The sequence below is a fragment of the Clostridium intestinale DSM 6191 genome (genome assembly GCF_900130055.1).
Taxonomy (GTDB): Bacteria; Bacillota; Clostridia; order Clostridiales; family Clostridiaceae; genus Clostridium_T; species Clostridium_T intestinale.
This window is the reverse complement of sequence record NZ_FQXU01000003.1, coordinates 394,044-415,019: the sequence shown is the minus strand read 5'-3', so window position 1 is coordinate 415,019 and position 20,976 is coordinate 394,044. Positions and strand designations below refer to the sequence as shown.

The following is a 20,976-nucleotide window of genomic DNA, read 5'->3' as shown; positions in this document are numbered from 1 at the left end:
ATTTATTTAAGACGTTTTAATGACATAAAAGTAATTATAGACATTAGTAGAGATATAAATACTAATATTATAAATGAAATTAAAAAACTCCCTGTAAAAAAATTAATCCCATACCATTGTCCTAAGAGCAATATTACAAAAATCAACGCCCAGTTTGCTGTTGCTCCACTTACATTAATATAAATAGTTAAAAGTGAAAGTACTAGCATTCCAATTCCAAATACCAGGCAATATCTTAATACACTACGATTTTTAAATCTGATGCTTATTAACAATATAAATATCCAGATCAATAAGTAGGAAAAAGTGACTATTAAATTTTTATAATTTGCAGGGCTCCCCATTAAAAATTCTTGAAAATTTAGAAATCCTCCTCCAATAACAGCCACAATAGATACTATAACTAATAATAATGTACTAATTCTCATTTTTAACCCCTACCATTCAAATAATTTATAAAGTCCTTTAATATATGACTTGCTTATATTTTAGATGCTTTTTCTATTAAATCCCATAACATATTGTGTATATTATGGTAATTATGTTATAATTTATATCAAATATACTTCATATTAATAAACCAATCTCAAAGTAATCCTTTCTTTTACAAACCTTAATCTAATATCATTATTATATAAAATTTATGGGGGTGGGGCGATATAATGGATAAAAAAACAACAAACTCAATAAAAATAGGAATAATCGGTGATTATGATAGTGAAAGAATATCACATATAGCTACGAGCGAAGCTTTAGTTCATTGCGGTAAATCCTTAAATGTGCATGTAGAAATTAAATGGATATCTACTGACAGCCTTGAGAATGATGTAGAAAAACAACTAATTGAATTCAATGGATTATTTTGTGCACCTGGAAGCCCGTACAATAGCCTTAAGGGAGCGCTAAATGGAATAAAATTTGCAAGAGAAAATAACTATCCCTTTATAGGTACTTGTGGCGGTTTTCAACATGCTGTTATAGAATACCTTGTTAATAAACTAGACTTAGGTGATTTAAAAAATGATGAGGAAAAAAGCATATTTATTACTCCCTTATCATGTTCTTTGCTTGGAGAAACCAGTAAAATTTTAATAGATAAAACCTCAAATTTATATAATTACTATAAACAAGAAGAGATTGAAGAAAGATATAACTGCAATTTTGGAGTTAATCCTGAATATGAGAAACGCTTACATAAAGATGGGTTTGAAATAGTTGGAAAAGACCTTTTGGGAGAGGCAAGAATACTTGAACTTCCTAATATGAAATTTTATGTAGCTACTTTGTTTCAACCACAATTAAGCTCAACTCCAGAGAATCCTCATAAACTTATAATAGAATATTTAAAAGCAGTTGTGAAATTTAAGGAGACAAATATAAATGAATAGAGAAATTATCGATTTTATTAAAGTACTTGGAATTGCTACAATCTTTATGTTATTATTTAGCTTTATTTTTGGTGTACTTAACAAGATGATTCTTAATCCTTTTAGACCAATACAAAAAAGTATTGGTCTAAAAGGATTAAGAATAAACTCTATATAATCTTTATTTCTATAGTTATATTTACCTCTGTTGCAATAAAAGATTGGTTAGATTTAAGTGATTTAAACTTTTCAATACTCTTTGGATTTCTATATGCTGTAAATGAGTTTCTTTTTTCTAGAAGATGTCAGGTTAAGGATAATGAAAATATTATAGATAATGCGGGAATCTAGGATCAAGAAATAGCAAAATGAATGCTACAGCTTCAAATTCTTGCAAAAAAGAAATAAATTCTTGCAAAAACGAATTGCCAATTATTTTACTCAATATAGATTTAATTATTAAATTATCATCAATTACAGAAGTATAGTATACGAATTGATTATTTTAAGATAAAAACTTGACAATCAGTAATTTTTAAAATATACTTTAGTAAGTGAAAGCAATGAAGCTTTAAACATCGTAAGACTTCTTTGCTTTTTTTTATTCTTTAGGGAATTAATATACATTATTTCTATAGAAATGATCTTGTGTGTTTTATTAAACTTCTGTATTTTGATTCAAACTTCTAAAGAATAAAAAAACAAGAAAATTGAACGCCTGCCAGTTTTCCTCACATGCGTTTGGAAAGGCAGATGCGCAAAAAAAATCGACGGCTCATAATCGCCTTGACGATTTTTTTATTTACATTTGCTGATATATCAGTGGGATTTCAGTGAAAAGGAGGGAAATTTTTGGTACAAGTTGATAAATCATTTGCAAAAGATATTTATGACAAAATTAAGTCCGATATATTAGGATTAAAAATAAAGGATGGAGACTTTTTAACTCTTGCTGAACTTGCAAACAAATATAATGTTAGTAAAACACCAGTTAGAGATGCACTTGGAGCATTAGAAATAGAAGGTTATCTTACTTCATTACCTAGAAAAGGGTATTTAGTGAAACCAGTAACAAACACTAATATCAAAGAATGTTTTCAAATGAGATTAATTTTTGAAAAAGCAGCAGTGCATTTGGTTTCTAAAACTGCAACTGAAGCAGAATTAAACAAAATTTTACAACTTGCTATGAATTTTCCCGATATACATAAAAAGGACAACTTCAGTGACTTTAATTCCTTAAATGACAGTTTTCATATGTCTATAATAAAAGCCACACATAATTCTTTATTTACTGAAATGTTTAAAAATATTATGGAGAATCTTTCGAGAATTCTTATTATAGATAGTCAACATTTAATATATAAAGATGAAATTGAAGAACATATAAGTATAGCTAAAGCTTTGATTGATAGAGACAGTAAAAGAGCGGAAGAGCTTATATATAAACATATTTCACATTTAGAAAATAGAGTTTATAGTAGTCAAAGCGCTATTTAGGAGGACAAAATGAAAAAGATACTTTTATTAACAACAGGAGGAACAATAGCTTCTGTAAAAACCGATAAAGGTCTTGTGCCAGGCTTAAGTGGAGAATGGCTAGTAGAGAAGATTCCTCAAGTTAAAACCTTATGTGAAATAACTGTAAAACCTATATTAAATATTGACAGTTCAAACATGTCTTCATCTGATTGGTTGGTTATAGCTAATGCTATACATGACGGTTTAGATAATTTTGATGGTATTGTAATAACTCACGGTACTGATACTATGTCATATACAACATCTATAGTTTCTTATATGCTTAGAAACTTAAATAAACCAGTTGTATTTACAGGTTCACAATTACCTATAGATGCTGAGGGTAGTGATGGTGTAATTAATCTATTCCAATCCTTTCAAGTAGCAACTTCTGATTTCAAAGGAATTTGTCTTGTATTTAATGGAAGGATTATAAAGGGAACTAGAGCATTTAAAATACACTCTATTAGTGAGGATGCTTTTGTAAGCTGCAATTATCCTTACCTTGGAAAGTTCCAAGATGGTAAAGTTGTTTTAGAACAAAATGATGAAAATTCTGATAAGTTAGTGTTTTCTCCAAAAGTATGCGATGAAGTTTTTTTGCTAAAAGTAATACCTGGTATAAAACCATCTATAGTTGATTACATAGTTAGTCAGTCTTACAAAGGAGTAGTTGTAGAAGCTTTTGGACTTGGTGGAATTCCTTCTGAATACACAGACTTACTAGAAAAATTTCAAACTATGACATGTGTTCATAAAATACCTGTTATTGTAGTTAGTCAATGTCTTTACGATGGAACTGATTTAAATATTTATAATGTTGGTGTTAGGGCTGAAAAAGCAGGCCTTATTTCTGGAAAAGATATGACTACTGAAGCAGCTGTCACAAAGCTTATGTGGGCTCTTGGCCAAACTGAAAAGTATGAAGAAATTCAAAAAATCATGCAGAAAAACTTATCAGGTGAAATTAGTATTTAATAAAATTTAAATAAATTACAAACTAATAATGTATATCAATTTTATTTTATTATATTTTTTAGATATGAAAGGGGATATAAAAATGAAAAAGAAATCAATAATAGGGCTAGTACTATCAGCTGTTATGGCTTTTGGTGTATTAGCTGGATGTCAAAAAGCAGATGCTTCTAAGGAGGATGCAAGTAAAAAATACATAATTGCTTGTGATTCAAAATACGCACCATTTTCTTTTGAAGAAAGCGGAAAATACAAAGGTATAGACGTAGAACTTTTAGAAGCTATAGCTAAAGCAGAATGTTTTGAATATGAATTAAAGCCAATGGACTTTAGTGCAATAATCCCAGGTCTTACATCTAACCAATTAGATGGAGCTATTGCTGGAATGAGCATAACAGAAGAGAGAAAGAAAGCTTTAGATTTTTCTGAAGGATATTTTGAGTCAGGATTATCAATAGTTGCAAATGCTAAAAATGCTTCATTAAATGGACTAAATGACTTAAATGGTAAGTCAGCTGCAATTAAAAAAGGTACAGCAGGATCTCAATTTGCAGAAGATAATCAATCAAAATATAGTTTAAAACTTAACTATTTTGATGATTCTCCAACAATGTTCTTAGATGTTGAAAATGGAAACTCTGACTTCTTATTAGAAGACTACCCAGTTATAGCTTACAAAATAAAAGTAGATGGATCTTCTAAATTAAAGATCGCTGGAGATAAATTATCATCAGTTGATTATGGTTTTGCAGTAAACAAGGGTAAAAATGCAGAATTACTTAAGAAATTCAATGATGGACTTAAAAAGTTAAAAGAAAATGGCGAATATGATAAAATCGTTGGTCAATATATAGGAAAATAATTATTTTTGATAATGATAGGGAATGGATTTGAATTCATTCTTTATCATTAATTATTATTTTAGTAAGGAGAGGAAAATATGCAGCTTTTGGAAATACTAAAAGAAAGTTTGCCAAGCTTAACTACAGGTATTTTAGTTACAATTAGAATATCTATAATATCTTTGATACTTGCATTTATATTAGGAATTATTTTAGGAATTTTTACAATAAGTAAATCAAAGATATTAAATGCAATATCAACAGTATACATCTACATAATAAGAGGAACCCCACTAATGGTTCAAGCCTATTTCATATACTTTGGTATAGCACCAATAATCGCGCAAAGATCAGACCCAATGGTATGTGCTATTATTGCAATTACATTAAATGCTAGTGCATATATGTCTGAGATTTTTAGAGCAGGTATACAAGCTATCGATGTTGGACAAATGGAGGCTTCTAGAAGCTTAGGACTTGGTTATTTTAAAACTATGCAAAAGGTTATACTACCACAAGCTGTTAAAATAATGATTCCTTCTATTATAAATCAATTTATAATAACAATTAAGGATACATCTATTTTATCAGTAATAAGTATACGTGAACTTACAGCTAGTGGACAAATAATAGTTGCTAGAAACTTTAAACCACTTGAAACATATGCTGCTGTTGCACTAATGTATTTAGTTTTAATTACGTTACTTACTTTATTATCTAAGTATATAGAAAGGAGACTTCATCGTGGTCATAAAAGCATCTAATGTGAAGAAAAGATATGGTAAACTTGAGGTATTAAAAGATATATCACTTGAAATTACAGAAGGAGAAGTTGTATGTATAATAGGTCCGTCTGGTTCAGGTAAAAGTACTCTTTTAAGATGTTTAAATAGATTAGAGGAAATCCAAGCTGGAAGTATATCTATCTTAGGAGAAGAACTAGTAAACAACAAAAGCATAGATAAACTTAGACAAAACATAGGAATGGTTTTTCAACATTTCAATCTATTCCCTCATCTAACAGTATTACAAAATATGATTTTAGCTCCAGTTGAGTTAAAGAAAATGAACAAAGCAGAAGCAACAAAAAAAGCTATTGATTTATTAGATAAGGTTGGATTAAAGGATAAAAAAGATGTTTATCCAGACACTTTATCTGGTGGACAAAAACAAAGAGTAGCTATAGCTAGAGCTTTAGAAATGAATCCTAAAATAATGTTATTTGATGAACCAACATCAGCATTAGATCCTGAAATGGTTGGAGAGGTTCTTAAAGTTATGAAGGACTTAGCTAAAGAGGGAATGACTATGGTAATAGTTACTCACGAAATGGGCTTTGCAAGGGATGTTGCTGATAGAGTAGTATTTATGGATCACGGATATATATTAGAAGAAGGCGAACCAGATACAATATTTACAGCACCAACTAGTGATAGATGCAAAGAATTTTTAGATAAAGTTATTAATGCTAATTCAATTGCATAATAAAGCTAAAAAAACTAAAGTTATTAATTTAATTAATGCTTTAGTTTTTTTATTTAGCTAAAATCGGTTATTATAATATTATAATGATCGGTTGACCAGTTGACCGGTCAACCGGTTGTCAGGTCAAGTAATTTAGGTAAAGGAGTTTTATGATGAATTATATAGCACTACTTAGAGGAATAAATGTTGGTGGAAAAAACATAATCAAAATGGCACAGCTAAAAACAATTTTTGAAGATATAGGCTTTCAAAATGTAAAAACCTATATTCAAAGTGGTAATGTATTGTTTTCTTCAGATAAAAGTGAAAGTGTCCTTATTAATATAATTGAAGAAAAAATACATACAGATGTGGGTTTTAAAGTTTCAGTAATATTACGAAGTGAAGAAGAACTTAATAACCTTATAAAGAATTGTCCATTCTCAGAAAAAGAAATATTAGAAGCTCAAGGAAATACTTCTAGCGAGGTACTGTATGTAGCATTTCTAAAACAAAAACCTTTAGCAGAAAATATTGATAAATTCAGTGTTTATGAAACTGGTGAGGATAAATATAAAATAATAGGCAGAGACGTGTATTTATTATTTCATGACAGCATAAGAAATTCAAAACTTGGGAATAACCTAGGTAAATTAGATAACACTTTAACTACACGTAATTGGAAAACAATAAATAAGATTAGTGATCTAGTTAATCGTTAGGAGAATAGTATATGAAAGAATTTTTTCTGAAAAGTGAGAGGATAGGATTTTCAACATGGAATATTGAAGATTTGAAAGACGCAATAGAGCTTTGGGGTAACCCAGAAGTTACAAGGTTTATTACTTCAACTGGAGTAATGTCACATAAAGATATAGAGAGTAGACTACAAAAAGAAATAGCTACATATAATACTTACAAGGTTCAATACTTTCCAATATACCTCCTTAGTAATCTTGAAAATATCGGTTGCTGCGGGTTGAGACCTTATGATATAGAAAACAATATATACGAAGTAGGAATTCATTTAAAGCCTGAGTATTGGGGCTTTGGACTTGCTTTTGAAGCATTACACTCAATAATTAATTATTCTTTTACTGATTTAAATATAAAAGGGTTATTTGCAGGTCATAATCCTAATAATCTTGCATCAAAAAGCCTTCTAACCAAAGTTGGTTTTAATTATATAAGAGATGAATTTTATGAACCTACTGGACTATATCATCCTTCCTATAGCTTAAAAAATACAGTTAATTAAATCCACCTTCTTAAAATTTATATAATAAGAAGCTAATAAGAAAGTTTAATTTCTAAATATTTACTCTTTGTTATGTTATAATAATTCTTATATCATATTGAAAGGAGTTTATATGAGTAACAAAATAAAAAAGTATTCAAAAACAATAAAAAGCCTTATTTTAGGGGCTCTTATCGGATTATTTTTGGCAGTTTTCATTATTAAATCTCTGTCACCCTATATAGAAAGTGAAAGTGGATTGTTGTTTATACTTAAAATCTATGCGCTAATAGGAGCAGTTTTTTTCTTCTATCTAGTGCATATAATAATTCACGAAGCTGGTCACTTAATATTTGGCATTTTGACTGGATATACTTTTGTATCTTTTAGAATTGCTTCTATTACTTTAATCAAAGAAAATAATAAATTTAAGATAAAAAAGTTTAGCATTCCAGGCACAGCAGGTCAATGCCTTATGATGCCACCTGAGCTTAAAGACGGAAAATATCCTTTTATAATATATAATCTAGGTGGAGGATTAATGAACTTATTAATCTCTTTAGCTAGTATACTAATAATTATAATTACTGAAAATAGAGTCTCGACTCTAAACTTAATACTTACTTTAGAAAGTATAGCAGGAATTATAGCTGGCTTGACTAATATTATTCCTCTTAAGGTTGGTGGAGTAGCTAATGACGGCTATAATATCTTATCGATGCTTAAAGATGAATATGCTAGATATGGTTTTTATGCTCAACTTAAAACTTATGCTCTTTTAACTAAAGGATATAGAATGAAGGATGTCCCATTTAAAGATATTGAGTGTAAAGAAGGGGTTGACCTTAGTAACCCCCTAGTAGCTTCTCTTAAGCTTTTAGAACACTCTTGGTATTTAGATAAGATGGATTTTAATAATGCCGAACTTTGCTTAAAAGCCTTTGATTCAAATACTGATTTAATACCAATTATTAGGTACGAAATAAACTGCGAAAAAATCTTTTTAGAGCTTACAGGTGATTGTAATAAAGATGTAGTAGATAAATTATATAATGATAGCTTAAAGAAATACATTAAGGCTTCAAAATTTTCTATTAGTAAAAAGAGATTCCTAATGGCCTATGAAGCTTTTTACGAAAAAGATTTAGATAAAGCACTTAAGTATTTTAAAGAAGGAGAAGCATTAGCATTAAAATATCCTGTAAAAGGAGAAGCGGAGATGGAGTTAATGCTTATGAATTGGATAAAAAATTCTATAATAGAAAGAACCTGATAGTGTACATGCTATCAGGTTCTTTCTATTATAAGGTCATATATTTAACCCTAACTCCATCTATATCTATAAGCTCATCTTCAAGTTCCTTTACTTCTTGTAAATCCGAGCTAAGATGTAAAAGAATTAACCCCTTTTGGGAACAAGAATCTTCACTTGCCTCATGTAATCCTAGTCTCGTTTTTATAGCGCAACCATGTTTTGTTAATACAGTTTGAACTTGCGGTGCATGAGCAGTTCTAGGATCTATGCTTAACGCCATTATTGTTGTTTCCATAAATAATCCTCCTAAATAAAACTTCACTTGATATCATTACCATTATCTATAAAAAAATTCTGATTTTTTTAATCTATTTAAATTTTTTATAGAAAATTTTAAGTTCAGAAATATAGTTATGTATAAATATTTATTTTTATTTATAAATATGCGTAAGACCGCTAAAGACATGGGTTTGCGTATATTTTTTTAATAGTAATTTTTTCTTAAAACCTAGATTAAAACGATAAAAAAGTCTTTCAAAAACTACATTTTTTTCAAAATAACTTATATATTAAAAATTATTTGTGAACAATACGACAAAATAATATATTATGCTTTACTTTTCAAAAGTTTTGCTGTTAAATAAATGTTGTCGTAATTTTTTATTTTAATTTATACATAATATTATTAAAATTTCTAGTTTCAATTAAATATACAATTGAATATACTAGACTAATTAAATTTAGGGGGACTGATAAATGTTAGAGCAAGAAAGCGTTCCGATTTTGAATGCACTAAAAGAGTATATAAAAGATGATGTAACTCCCTTTGATGTACCTGGACACAAAAATAGAGGGAATGATAATGAATTAAAAGATTGTCTTGGTGAAGAGATATTTAAGTATGATGTGAACTCCAAGATAAATTTAGATAATTTGATAAAACCCACTGGAGTTATTAAAGATGCTCAAAAACTAATGGCAAATGCTTTTGGCGTAGATGAAGCCTTGTTTTTAGTTAATGGTACCACAATAGGTATTCAATCCATGATTATGAGCGTTTGTAGACCTGGAGAAAAACTAATAATACCAAGAAATGTTCATAAAAGTGTATTAAATGCATTAATACTTTGTGGAATAATTCCAGTTTTTATAGAACCTGAAATAAGCACTGAATACGGAATTTTCATGAACGTTACTGAAGATAAGATGATTAATGTAATAAGGGATAATCCCGATGCTAAAGCAGTTTTAGTAATTAACCCAACTTATTATGGTGTAACTACAAACCTTGAACCTATAGTTTATGAAGCTCATAAGCATAATATGCTAGTTTTAGCTGATGAAGCACATGGAAGTCATTTCTATTTTAATGACAAGTATCCTGCTCCTGCAATGAGGATGGGAGCCGATATGTCTTGTGTAAGTCTTCATAAAACTGGTGGCTCATTAACCCAAAGTTCGGCTTTGTTAATAAATTCTACTAAAGTTGATCCTAAAAAGGTAAAAGCTACCCTTAACTTATTACAAACTACTAGCGGTTCATATTTATTGATGGCAAGCTTAGATGTTGCTAGAAAAAATTTAGCCCTTACTGGAGAAGCTAAATTAGATAAAGTAGTGGAAATATGTGTTGAAGGTAGAAAGAAAATAAATGCTTTAGATGGTTATCATGTTTTAGATGAACAAGAAATAACTAAACACAATATGGGATCAATAGACTTAAGTAAACTCTGTATCTGTGTAAAAGATACGGGACTTAGTGGATTTGAAGTTGTTAATCTTCTAAGAAGTGAATGCAAGATTCAAATGGAACTTGGCGATATGTACAATATATTAGCTGTTATAAGTTTAGATGATACAACTCAGGATTTAGATAAACTTGTAAAAGCTCTTAAGTATATAAGAGAAAATCATAGTAAAGATACAAAATTAAATTTTGATTTTAAGAGCTTAAGTATTCCTAAAACCTTATTAAATCCACGGGATGCATTTTTTAGTGATAAAAAGTATGTAAGCCTAAAAGATTCAGTTAACAAAATAAGTGGAGATACTATAATTGTTTATCCTCCTGGAATTCCTATAGTTAGCATTGGCGAAGAAATAAACAAAGAAATTGCTGACTATATTGAGGACATGTTTAATCAAGGCGTAGAGATAATAGGCATGGTTGATGATACTATAGCTATAATTGAATAATAAATTTAGAGTAGAAAGGCACCCTAAGTAGTTAGGGTGTTTTTCTATGGCTTTAAAATGCATATTTATTTTTAAAATTCTAATAAATATCTAATAATTGTGTAGTAGTATAAGAATTGGTATATAATATAGTAAAAGTTAAGAAGGAGGATTTTATGTCTGAATACAAAAGGTCGTTGATACCTGAATTAAGTAAATGGAAAATTGAAATGATGAAAAAACCCTCGATTTTTAATAAAGCATCCAAGGGTATTCAAAATAAATTTAATGATGTTTTGCCTGAAAAATATCATGAAATAATGACAGTTGCAATTAAAAACATGATTAAAGCTGTTTTAGTTGGATCAGAATTTATCGCTAAAGATCCTATTAGAAACTTATCTTTAGAGGAAAGAGATAAACTTGCAAAAGAAAAAATAGAGTTTTTTAAGACTACAGCTATCGTTGAAGGAGCGAGTACAGGTGCAGGAGGATTTTTTCTAGGCTTAGCTGACTTTCCACTATTACTTAGTATTAAGATTAAGTTTTTATATGAAATAGCTGCTATATACGGATATGATGTAAAAAATTATAAAGAAAGAATTTATATACTTTATATATTTCAATTAGCATTTTCTAGCCAATCTAAAACTAACAAAGTATTTTTAGAAATGGAAAACTGGGAAGAGACTTCTAGTAAACTTCCTAGGGACATAAATGAGTTTAATTGGCGCGACTTTCAACAAGAATATAGAGACTATATAGATTTAGCAAAATTACTCCAACTAGTTCCTGTTATTGGTGCATTTGTTGGAGCTTATGCTAACGCAAAGCTTTTAGATAAACTTGGAACAACCTCAATGAATTCATACAGAATGAGATTATTTCCAAATTTATAATTTCTATAAAATAAAGCCTTCTCAAAATCATGAGAAAGCTTTCTTTTTTTTTGCAAATAAGAGGAGGTAGTTATGTTATATGCCGAATTTAAAGAAAAGTAAGGATATAGTACCTTTCTTTGTAAAATAACATCCATATTGAGAATGTTATTTAAATTATAGACAAAATATAATTAATATATTCATTAACTGCTAAATTTAAATATGAGAAGTCTCTTTTGAAATATATATTAAGTTTAAATCAGAAGAAAACTCAATGGCTTTTCATATTTGTACAAAAGAGACTTCCCAAGTATTATATGAAAATTTATATGCAAGCGTTAATTGTTTTTGAACTAAATTCTAAAAATAAAAGAGGAATATTATCCCTGAGGAAGAATATTATATACACATCATAAATTATATAGTCTTTACAAAGATTAATTATTCAATCTTTGTAAAGCTTAAAAGTTTGGGGGGCTTATAATAATGTTAATTTTTAAAAATCAGTATAATCAGCTTCGAAGTGGCTGGAAGATCGCTATTTCATTTTTAATTTTATTCATAACAATATTTATTTTATCAATAATAATAGGAGTTTTCGGTGGTATATTCTCTATTAGCCGTAATAATCCTATTTATTCACTGTTAAACATGGGAGTTAGCACAATATCTTTTATTTTGGTTTCTTTGATTTCTTGGAAACTTGTTCAGAAAGAACCTTTTAGAAATATGGGGTTAACTTCAATAAAAAGAGATGGTTTTGATTTATTATTTGGATTATTTTTAGGTGCTCTGTCTATAACCATAGTATTTTTTATACTAATAGCTACTAATAATGCAACCTTGGTTACTTCTTTTCTTAAACCTAATTTTTCTTACGAAATACTTTTAGGTATAGTACTATTTATATTAGTTGGTTTTGGGGAAGAAATGTTTTTTAGAGGATATTTGATGTCAGTATTAAAACAAACAAATAACAGTTTCCTTATAGTTTTAGTATCTTCATTAATTTTTTCTCTGATGCATGCTAGTAATCTTAATGCTAATCCTTTAGGTTTATTTAACATCTTTTTAGTAGGAATAGTTTTTGCATATATGTTTATTAAATCTTCAAGTATATGGATGCCTATAGGTTATCATATAACTTGGAACTATTTTCAAGGGTATGTCTTTGGATTTCAAGTTAGCGGAAACCCTACAAACGGATTATATGAAACTACAGTAGCTCAGAATAATCTAATAAATGGTGGGGCATTTGGTCCAGAGGGAGGGGCTGCTGTTACCTTTATTTTAATTGTAAATCTTGCTATTTTATATCTTTATTACAGAAGAAAGAAAACCATAAAATATGTATAAAATAAAAGGATGCACATAAAAGCATCCTTTTATCTTTAAGAGGTAATATTATTATTAGCCATTAAATTATGTTCATCTAACTCATTTTTAATTAAGTACACAAATATTAGGATTTTGATTATTGGAATACCAGAACTATTAGAAATCTCTACGTCTTCTATAAAATATTTAGCTCTTATAAACGTAATGATTTCAAATAGAATATTTGAAATATTTATTATATAGAATATAAGTAAAGCTTTTCTTTTTCCAGTAAAAATAAGAATAGGCGATAAGCAAAATAGTATTGAAATAATAAAAATTATAACTTTAACGTTGGTATTAATGGATATATCTGTCCAATTGACTACTGAGTTATTCTTTATTGACTGATACATGAAAAGTGATCCTATAATTCCGCCTATTAAATTAGATATAGCAATAATGTATAAAATCACTCTTTTTTTACTCATATAATCCCCCCTAAAAATTTAAATCATACAACACTATTATAGTACAATAGTATATAATAGTAAAATATTGATATAGATTTATACATAGTTAAGGAGATACTTAAAATGATTAAAGAATATATTAACTTAAATGAATATGAGAAAAAACTTGCTTTTGATTTTGTAACTAGAAATGATAACAGCATGACTTGGGACAAGTTTAATACCATGTTTGGTTCAAAAGTTTATGATTATGGAAGAGGTGTTCTTTTTTATTTTAATAATGGAAAAGTAGTTGGTAAAATAAATATAGTCCTTGAAGTGGTTGAAAAACTAAAAACTGTATATATACATTTTTTAGATTTACTAGATGTTTCTGAAGATAATATTAAAATTGTTGAGAAACTTATAGAAAAAGCTGTATTAATAGCAAATAAATATAATGCTGAAAGTATACTTTTAGGAGAAAGAAATGTTATTCAACTAAAGCTTTTAGAAAAGTTAGGCTTAAATAATTCCTATAGATCTCTTAAAATGAATTTAGATGATGCATCTTTAAAAGCACCCATTTTAGATTTAATTCCACTCACACATGATAACAAAGAAAAATATTTAGAGGTTTTTAACGATTCTTTTAGTGATATGCCTCATGGTACTTATTCGGATATCAGTGGAGTAGAAGAGTATATAAAAAAATCAGATGATTGTAACTATTACTTTATGGTCAGCATAAATGATATGATTATTGGGTTTATGAATTGTTCTATAGAGAATAAAGAGGGTTCATTTGATATTGGGCTTTGCAAGAAATACAGAGGAGTTGGTTATGGTAAATACCTTTTAGAAACTGCCATAAACTTCCTAAATAATCAAAACGTAGATAAAATCTTTCTAATAGTCATTGAGGAAAATTCTAAAGCTTATACTATGTATAAAAAGAGAGGTTTTAAAGAAGATTCTATATTGAGTTATTGGATTAAAATCAAATAATAAAGGTGTAAGAAATATTACATAAAGTATTTCTTACACCTTAGTTTATTCAAACAATTTTTTAATCTCTCTATTTATGTACTTTGCATCGGATATAAATTCATCTGGAATTACTATAAACTTTAGATTATCTGATTTACTATTTATGTAGTTATAGATTATTTGCGCCTCATCTACCTCGTTTTTACCTACAAAAGTCCCATCATTAAGATTAAACTTTTTATAATGCTTTATTATATTTTGAGCTAAGGTCGTTAGTTTAATAAGCGAGTCTTTTTCCTTGAATATAACTTTATTTCCCTTTATAAAAAATATCTTTATGTTTTCATTATCCAAGTATTCTACTAAAATTATATTTTTATTTTCTTCAGTAAAATCAACCGCTTTAATACCCACAACTAAATAGTTTATAAAAGTTAAATAATCCCTGTATTTAGCAGCTCTCTCAAAATCAAAGTTTTCAGATGACTGCCTCATTGCTTCTTCGATTTCATTTAATATAGAAGAGTCTTCACCTTCTAATAAATTTATAACCTTATTAATTACGTCCATATAATAATCTTTTTTTGAGTCATCTAAGCATAATCCAACACAAAGACCAAGAGAGTGGTTTAAACACGAACCTTTTCTTTTAAAGTCATTAGAGCATAATATTTTATAAAATTCCTTGATTCCTTCAACAGCCTTTCCAGGAGAACTTTTGCTTACGTAAGGTCCAAAATAAAGCATACCATCTCCCGAAGTTATTTCATCCACTATTTTAAAATCAGGATATTCTTTGTTTAGATTTATATGTACATACTTATAAGACTTAGGACTTTTCATAAGCCTATTATAAGCTGGTTTTATATCTTTTATTAATTTACATTCCAGCATAAAAGCTTCAAACTCGGTATCAGTAACCACAAAATCAAAATCTTTTAAGTTTTTTACTAATTTTAAAGTTTTAGGTGAATGTGCTTTAGAATTAATAAAATATGAACCAACTCTATTTTTAAGATTTTTAGACTTTCCTACATATATGATATTATTCAGAGAATCCTTCATTAAATATACACCTGGAGAAGAGGGGAGTCCTTTTACTTTTTCTTTAATATCCATTTATAAAATTACCTCCCAAATCGCTTTCTATACCCACACTTTCTGCAAAGCTCCTCAACAGCTCTTCTATTTGAAAATCCTTCAGAAATATCCTTAGCTCTAGAGCTTTCTATTATTTCTGAAAAACTACTGTTATTTATATTTCCTAAATCTATAATTCCATTTCCATCTAAACAACAAGGAACTACCGTTCCGTCTACTAATATACCAATTTGGTTTCTAAGCCCATGACAAAAACCTATACCATCATCCTCATCCTCCGTTAAGGCAGGCCAATTAAATTCATAATCTTGATTTAGATATATATATTCTGATATCTTAATTCCTCTACATTCGCTTATTTTGTCTTCAATTTTATATTGAAGATTAAATTCCCTCTCTATGATTTCTAAAATCTCTTTGTTTTTATTTAAATTAAGATTTGTATTATTGTTTTCATTTAAGTTCCAAAGTCTAAGTCCAGTTATAATCTTCTTTTCTCTAGCTTCCTTTGAAAATTCAATAACGTTATTAATATATTCTTCTTTATTTACAGTTCTTTCATTACCATCAAAACTATGAAGAGAAATGTTAATCTGCCTTAAAGCAGGGGCATTTAGTAATACATCTTTTACTTTAGTTATAAGGGTTCCATTTGTTGTTAAATTAACCTTGAATCCTTTTTTAAAAGAAATATCTAATAAAGTTTCTAATTCTGGATGGAGTAGTGGTTCCCCTTTTATATGAAAATATATATATTCACCATAAGGTTTTATATCATCTAGTATTTTAGAAAAAGCATCAATCTTTATAAACTCTGGTTTCCTTAGAGTTTCAGGACAAAAACTACAAGAAAGATTGCACACATTGGTTATTTCAATATAGATCTTCTTAAATTTTCTCATTTGTTATACCTCACTAACACATATATAAATGAGAATATCACTTTTTTTAACTAAAGGAAAGCGGATTCTTTCACTCGTTATAAAAATTCAAGCAAAAAAGCACTTCATACCTACATACTTGAATATCTGCATATCACTGTAATACCATAATTATGGTATTACAGTGATATGCATGTATGGAGATATAATATTGAGTAATAAATGAATTTATAGTATACTTACTCTTTGTAGTTAAATTCAGCTTTAAGAAAGGATACTAAAATATGAAAATAGACAAAAAAATTATTCCGTATTTCACTGCATTAATTACTAATATTATCTTTGGGCTAAGCTTTTTATTTACCAAAAAAGCTTTAATGGTATCAAACCCTATAACCCTAGTCGCTTTTAGATTTTTATTAGCTTTTATAATTATGAGCTTACTTATAGCATTTAAAGTAATTAAAGTAAATTATAAAAATAAACCTATGAAATGGTTAATAGTTTTAGCTATTATAGAGCCAATAATTTATTTCATTTTTGAAACCTATGGACTTCAAAGGACTTCAAGCTCCTTAGGTGGACTTATGATAGCCCTTATTCCTATAGTAGTAACAATTCTTGCTATATACTTTCTAAATGAAAAGCCATCACGAAAGCAAGTCTTAAGTATTATTTTATCTGTATCTGGGGTAGTGTTAATCATACTTATGGATGGATCAAAAAACTCTGGAAATTCTATTTTAGGAGTATTATTTTTGAGTGTTGCAGTGTTTTCAGCTGCATTTTTTAATATAATAGCTAGAAAGATATCTAAACATTTTACAGCTATAGAAGTTACTTACTTTATGATGTTTTTAGGGGCAATCTTTTTTAATATAGTTTCTGTAAGTAATCATATCTTAAATGCATCATTATCCAATTACTTTGAGCCTTTAAAAAGTTCAAGCTTTGTTTTATCAATTTTGTATTTAGGAATATTATCATCTATAGTTGCATATTTTCTTGCTAATTTTACATTGTCTAAAATGGAAGCCTCAAAATCAGCTATATTTGCCAACATCTCCACAATAGTCTCAATATTAGCTGGAGTTATTTTCTTAAAAGAAAACTTTCACTTATATCATACAATAGGTTCAGCCATGATTCTAATGGGAGTATGGGGGACAAACTATTATAAATAATAAATCTTTAAAGTCTAAATTTCATTTTATAAAGAAATTTAGACTTTTTTCATGTAAACAGATTCAGTATAAAATTAAACACTTGTAAACATTATCATATTTTTAACTAAAACATCAAAACACTATTTAAAATTCTTTAAACACTGTCTTATTTTTCAAAACAATCTTTAAACACTTGTAAATTTCTTTTTCAATAACCCCATTATCTTCTACACTTTAGTGTTTTGGCATAGAAATTGCTGTAATTAATTGCATAGGTGTCAAATATTTAATTAGGAGGTTTAATATGGAGGAGTTAGAGAAAATTATAATGGACATCATAATAAATTCTGGTGATGCTAAAGCTTATTCCTATGAAGCCCTTACCGCAGCAAATGATCGAAAATATGACGAAGCAGATGAATTAATAAATAAGGCAAATGAAGTTCTTGAGTTAGCTCACAATTCTCAGACAAGTTTATTACAAAAAGAAGCCGCAGGTATTAAAACCGAAGTTTCAGTATTATTTGTTCATGCACAAGACCATTTAATGACAACTATATCAGAAAAAAATATGATCGAGCAAATAATTGAATTAAGAAAGATAGTTAATGAATTACTAGATAAATAATAATTTGGGTTAATATGAAATTAATTTATTAAGGAGGAAAAATAAATGATTAAAATTACATTATTTTGTGCTGCAGGAATGTCAACAAGTGTTTTGGTGGAAAAAATGAAAGCGGCAGCTAAAACCAAAGGAGTAGAGGCTGTTATAGAAGCTTTCCCTGAATCAACTATGTCAAAAAAATTAGAAGAAGGTATCGATGTAGCTTTACTTGGACCACAAGTTAGATATAAGTTACCTAATGCAAAAAAATTATGCGGTGCAAAAGGAGTACCAGTAGATGTAATAAATTCAGTAGACTATGGAATGATGAAAGGCGATAAGGTTTTAGATTTTGCTTTAAAGCTACTGAATAAATAATGCAATATAGATAATAGTTTTAAGAATTTATTTATAAGAAATTCAATGAGTTAAGCTACAAATTATATTTTAATTTGTCTTATAAAAAAATTTTAAGGAGGACTTATAAATGTCAGAAACACGTGGAGAAAAACTTATAAGTATCGTAATGAAGTTTGTTGAACTCAAAGCTATTGTCGCACTAAAAGATGGAATAATATACACTCTACCTATGTCACTAGTAGGATCAGTATTTTTATTATTAGCACAAATTCCATATAAGCCATTTAATGATTGGATGGCTGGAATCTTTGGAGCAGGGTGGACTGAACCATTGTTCCAAGTTTATAACTCTACAATGCAGATTATGGCTATAATAGCAGTAATCGGTATAGCATATACTTATGCTAAAAATGAAGGTCATGAACCATTAGGATCAGGAATCATAGCTTTTGCAGTATTTTTAATAACTTTAAATCAATATACAACATCGGCAGCAGGAGAAGTTGTGTCAGGTGTTATACCTAGAACTTGGCTTGGTGGACAAGGTATGGTTACAGCTATAATTATAGGACTCTTAGTTGGATTCGTTTACTCTTGGTTCCTAACTAAGAAAATAACTATAAAGATGCCTGCTGGAGTTCCACAAGGTGTATCAAATCAATTCTCAGCACTTATACCTGGACTTGTAATAATTACAGCTACAATGTTTGTATACATGTTCTTTAGATATGCACTTAATACTACTTTAATAGATTTTATATTCAAAGTATTACAAACTCCACTACAAGGATTTACAGATTCATTAATAGGCTTAATAATTACAACTGCACTTGTACCTTTCTTCTGGTGGTTTGGTGTTCACGGTGCTACTATAGTTGGTGGCGTAATGAGTGGACTTACTGCTGCTAATAGATTAGATAATCAAGCAATTATAGATGCAGGTAAAGAATTAACTTTAGCTAACGGAGGACATATAGTAACAGATCAATTTGGCGCAAGCTTTGTTACTGTAACTGGATCAGGTTTAACAATAGGTTTAGTAATATTAATGCTTACTATAGCAAAATCTGAGCAAAATAAAGCTTTAGGTAAACTTGCTGTAGGGCCTGGTATATTTAATATAAATGAACCAATACTATTTGGATTCCCAATGGTTATGAATCCATTAATGTTTATACCATTTATAGCAGCACCAACAATATCAGCTGTTGTTGCATATCTTGCTATGAGGGTAGGCTTGGTTCCATTATTTACTGGTGTAACTGTTCCTTGGACTACACCTCCTATAATATCAGGATTTATCCTAGGAGGATGGAGAACAGCCTTAATGCAAATAGTTTGTATCGGAATTTCAGTTGTTGTTTATTTCCCATTCTTTAAAAAGATAGATGCTATGAATCTTAAGAATGAGCAAGAAGCAGAAGTTGAAGCATCAAGCTTAAATGTTTAGTATGTTATAAAAATTTATGTAAGAACTAAGTATCATATTTATGGTACTTAGTTCTGTTTTATAAAAAATATAATAAAATTAAAGGAGAATAGAACAAATGAAAATGTATAAATTAAGAATTAGAGGAAGCTTGAGTGACTTTAAAATTAGTTATTTATATTCATTAAATTATCTAGATTTTAATGAACTTGATTATGAAGGCTCTGAACAGCTAAAATATTCTTGCTTTGTAAAAGAAATTAAACATAATATAGCTCCTCAACCCGTATATGTAGACATTAGAATGAGTGATTGCCATTTAGATAGAGTTATATCCAGAAAACAAATTAGCGAAATAAACGAAGTTACTTCATTCATAAATATACTACCAATTTTTATTTGGCATAAAGGGTAGACTTGAGTAGTATTCTTATTAGTTAAAAGTATATTACTAGTATTTATCAAATAAATTATGTTATTATTAATTATATAATTTGTATTAGTGAGGTATTTAAAGTGGGAGAGGTTCAATTACAACAATTATTAAACAAAGATAATAAAGTTCAACTTTACACTCTTGATTTTCCTGAAAATATACTTAATTTAGATAGGAAAAATGAATTTGGTATAAGTTTAATGTCTTTAGATGAAGATGTTAGAAATGAGCTTGAACCAAATTCTCCTTCTTATTTAGAAAGAATTAGTTGCTTAAAGGATGTTCATGATTCTGGATTTAAAACATTTATAAATCTCGAAATTAATCCCAAAATTAAACTTGAAAGTGCTGCTTTAAGCAAGTTGCTTAAAATAGTTTCTTTTGTCGATAAGATTCTGATAAAAAAATCTTCTTTTGACATTAATGATATTATTTTTAATTATTATTACGACGCAATAGTAGATTATTGTAACAAAAATTATATAAAATATTCTATATTAGATTAATGTATAAATGCTTT

At 28.4% G+C, this 20,976-nt stretch carries 25 protein-coding genes; 20 read left to right on the top strand and 5 right to left on the bottom strand.

All coding sequences use genetic code 11. The annotated features are described in order from the left end of the window. Positions 1 to 2: 2 nt before the first annotated feature. Positions 3 to 428: a hypothetical protein gene (locus BUA92_RS02265; RefSeq protein ID WP_073016301.1), complete on the bottom strand. Its 426-nt coding sequence runs from the start codon at positions 426 to 428 to the stop codon at positions 3 to 5. A gap of 234 nt (positions 429 to 662) precedes the next feature. On the opposite strand from BUA92_RS02265, the gene BUA92_RS02260 reads away from it, so the two are divergent. From BUA92_RS02260 to BUA92_RS02225, 10 genes are all read left to right on the top strand, one after another. Continuing rightward, complete coding sequence (locus tag BUA92_RS02260) at positions 663 to 1,388, top strand: CTP synthase C-terminal region-related (seleno)protein (RefSeq protein ID WP_073016299.1); 726 nt, start codon at positions 663 to 665, stop codon at positions 1,386 to 1,388. Further along, a complete protein-coding gene (locus BUA92_RS23145; protein WP_175550833.1) occupies positions 1,381 to 1,545 on the top strand; it encodes a hypothetical protein in 165 nt (54 codons plus the stop codon). Before BUA92_RS02260 ends, BUA92_RS23145 begins: the two co-directional genes overlap by 8 nt. Before the next feature lie 674 nt (positions 1,546 to 2,219). Beyond that, a complete protein-coding gene (locus tag BUA92_RS02255; RefSeq protein WP_073016297.1) occupies positions 2,220 to 2,867 on the top strand; it encodes a GntR family transcriptional regulator in 648 nt (215 codons plus the stop codon). A gap of 9 nt (positions 2,868 to 2,876) precedes the next feature. Beyond that, positions 2,877 to 3,866 (top strand): asparaginase, encoded by a 990-nt coding sequence (locus BUA92_RS02250; RefSeq protein WP_073016294.1) that lies wholly within the window; start codon positions 2,877 to 2,879, stop codon positions 3,864 to 3,866. An 82-nt stretch (positions 3,867 to 3,948) separates the two neighbouring features. After that, entirely contained in the window at positions 3,949 to 4,725 is a 777-nt protein-coding gene (locus BUA92_RS22760) for a transporter substrate-binding domain-containing protein (RefSeq protein WP_083553370.1), read from the top strand. 78 nt (positions 4,726 to 4,803) lie between these two features. Further along, on the top strand, positions 4,804 to 5,469 hold the full coding sequence (locus BUA92_RS22755) for an amino acid ABC transporter permease (RefSeq protein ID WP_083553369.1): 666 nt from the start codon (positions 4,804 to 4,806) through the stop codon (positions 5,467 to 5,469). After that, positions 5,450 to 6,190: an amino acid ABC transporter ATP-binding protein gene (locus BUA92_RS02240; RefSeq protein WP_073016292.1), complete on the top strand. Its 741-nt coding sequence runs from the start codon at positions 5,450 to 5,452 to the stop codon at positions 6,188 to 6,190. Before BUA92_RS22755 ends, BUA92_RS02240 begins: the two co-directional genes overlap by 20 nt. Positions 6,191 to 6,342: 152 nt before the next feature. Beyond that, positions 6,343 to 6,891: a DUF1697 domain-containing protein gene (locus tag BUA92_RS02235; protein ID WP_341410952.1), complete on the top strand. Its 549-nt coding sequence runs from the start codon at positions 6,343 to 6,345 to the stop codon at positions 6,889 to 6,891. 11 nt (positions 6,892 to 6,902) lie between these two features. After that, on the top strand, positions 6,903 to 7,427 hold the full coding sequence (locus BUA92_RS02230; protein WP_073016286.1) for a GNAT family N-acetyltransferase: 525 nt from the start codon (positions 6,903 to 6,905) through the stop codon (positions 7,425 to 7,427). Positions 7,428 to 7,539: 112 nt separating this feature from the next. Then, positions 7,540 to 8,679, top strand: a complete 1,140-nt coding sequence (locus BUA92_RS02225) for a hypothetical protein (RefSeq protein WP_073016284.1) — start codon at positions 7,540 to 7,542, stop codon at positions 8,677 to 8,679. 28 nt (positions 8,680 to 8,707) lie between these two features. Here the strand turns inward: BUA92_RS02225 and BUA92_RS02220 are convergent, their stop codons facing one another. Further along, a complete protein-coding gene (locus BUA92_RS02220; RefSeq protein WP_073016282.1) occupies positions 8,708 to 8,956 on the bottom strand; it encodes a CPF_0552 family protein in 249 nt (82 codons plus the stop codon). Between the two features lie 461 nt (positions 8,957 to 9,417). On the opposite strand from BUA92_RS02220, the gene BUA92_RS02215 reads away from it, so the two are divergent. From BUA92_RS02215 to BUA92_RS02205, 3 genes are all read left to right on the top strand, one after another. Then, positions 9,418 to 10,857, top strand: coding sequence for an aminotransferase class I/II-fold pyridoxal phosphate-dependent enzyme (locus BUA92_RS02215; protein ID WP_073016280.1), 1,440 nt, complete (start codon positions 9,418 to 9,420; stop codon positions 10,855 to 10,857). A 155-nt stretch (positions 10,858 to 11,012) separates the two neighbouring features. Next, positions 11,013 to 11,735, top strand: coding sequence for an EcsC family protein (locus BUA92_RS02210; protein ID WP_073016278.1), 723 nt, complete (start codon positions 11,013 to 11,015; stop codon positions 11,733 to 11,735). A gap of 468 nt (positions 11,736 to 12,203) precedes the next feature. Then, entirely contained in the window at positions 12,204 to 13,073 is an 870-nt protein-coding gene (locus BUA92_RS02205; RefSeq protein ID WP_073016276.1) for a CPBP family intramembrane glutamic endopeptidase, read from the top strand. Between the two features lie 35 nt (positions 13,074 to 13,108). Here BUA92_RS02205 and BUA92_RS02200 read toward each other — a convergent pair whose 3' ends face one another. Continuing rightward, complete coding sequence (locus BUA92_RS02200; RefSeq protein WP_073016273.1) at positions 13,109 to 13,525, bottom strand: hypothetical protein; 417 nt, start codon at positions 13,523 to 13,525, stop codon at positions 13,109 to 13,111. A gap of 105 nt (positions 13,526 to 13,630) precedes the next feature. Here BUA92_RS02200 and BUA92_RS02195 point away from each other — a divergent pair, with 105 nt between their 5' ends. After that, on the top strand, positions 13,631 to 14,494 hold the full coding sequence (locus tag BUA92_RS02195) for a GNAT family N-acetyltransferase (RefSeq protein ID WP_073016271.1): 864 nt from the start codon (positions 13,631 to 13,633) through the stop codon (positions 14,492 to 14,494). Between the two features lie 45 nt (positions 14,495 to 14,539). Here BUA92_RS02195 and BUA92_RS02190 read toward each other — a convergent pair whose 3' ends face one another. Then, positions 14,540 to 15,595, bottom strand: coding sequence for a UvrB/UvrC motif-containing protein (locus BUA92_RS02190; protein ID WP_073016268.1), 1,056 nt, complete (start codon positions 15,593 to 15,595; stop codon positions 14,540 to 14,542). Between the two features lie 8 nt (positions 15,596 to 15,603). Then, positions 15,604 to 16,479, bottom strand: coding sequence for a radical SAM/SPASM domain-containing protein (locus tag BUA92_RS02185; protein WP_073016265.1), 876 nt, complete (start codon positions 16,477 to 16,479; stop codon positions 15,604 to 15,606). A gap of 263 nt (positions 16,480 to 16,742) precedes the next feature. Here BUA92_RS02185 and BUA92_RS02180 point away from each other — a divergent pair, with 263 nt between their 5' ends. The 6 genes from BUA92_RS02180 (at position 16,743) to BUA92_RS02155 (ending at position 20,962) form a co-directional block, all read left to right on the top strand. Beyond that, positions 16,743 to 17,642 carry a DMT family transporter gene (locus BUA92_RS02180; protein WP_073016263.1) on the top strand — a complete coding sequence of 300 codons (900 nt, stop codon included), beginning with the start codon at positions 16,743 to 16,745 and terminating at the stop codon, positions 17,640 to 17,642. Between the two features lie 286 nt (positions 17,643 to 17,928). Continuing rightward, positions 17,929 to 18,252 (top strand): PTS sugar transporter subunit IIA, encoded by a 324-nt coding sequence (locus BUA92_RS02175; protein WP_073016260.1) that lies wholly within the window; start codon positions 17,929 to 17,931, stop codon positions 18,250 to 18,252. A gap of 45 nt (positions 18,253 to 18,297) precedes the next feature. Continuing rightward, positions 18,298 to 18,609 (top strand): PTS sugar transporter subunit IIB, encoded by a 312-nt coding sequence (locus BUA92_RS02170; RefSeq protein ID WP_021802022.1) that lies wholly within the window; start codon positions 18,298 to 18,300, stop codon positions 18,607 to 18,609. 109 nt (positions 18,610 to 18,718) lie between these two features. Next, complete coding sequence (locus BUA92_RS02165) at positions 18,719 to 20,041, top strand: PTS sugar transporter subunit IIC (protein ID WP_073016258.1); 1,323 nt, start codon at positions 18,719 to 18,721, stop codon at positions 20,039 to 20,041. A 97-nt stretch (positions 20,042 to 20,138) separates the two neighbouring features. Then, entirely contained in the window at positions 20,139 to 20,435 is a 297-nt protein-coding gene (locus BUA92_RS02160) for a hypothetical protein (protein ID WP_073016256.1), read from the top strand. 101 nt (positions 20,436 to 20,536) lie between these two features. Beyond that, positions 20,537 to 20,962, top strand: coding sequence for a hypothetical protein (locus BUA92_RS02155; protein ID WP_073016254.1), 426 nt, complete (start codon positions 20,537 to 20,539; stop codon positions 20,960 to 20,962). Positions 20,963 to 20,976: the final 14 nt, after the last annotated feature.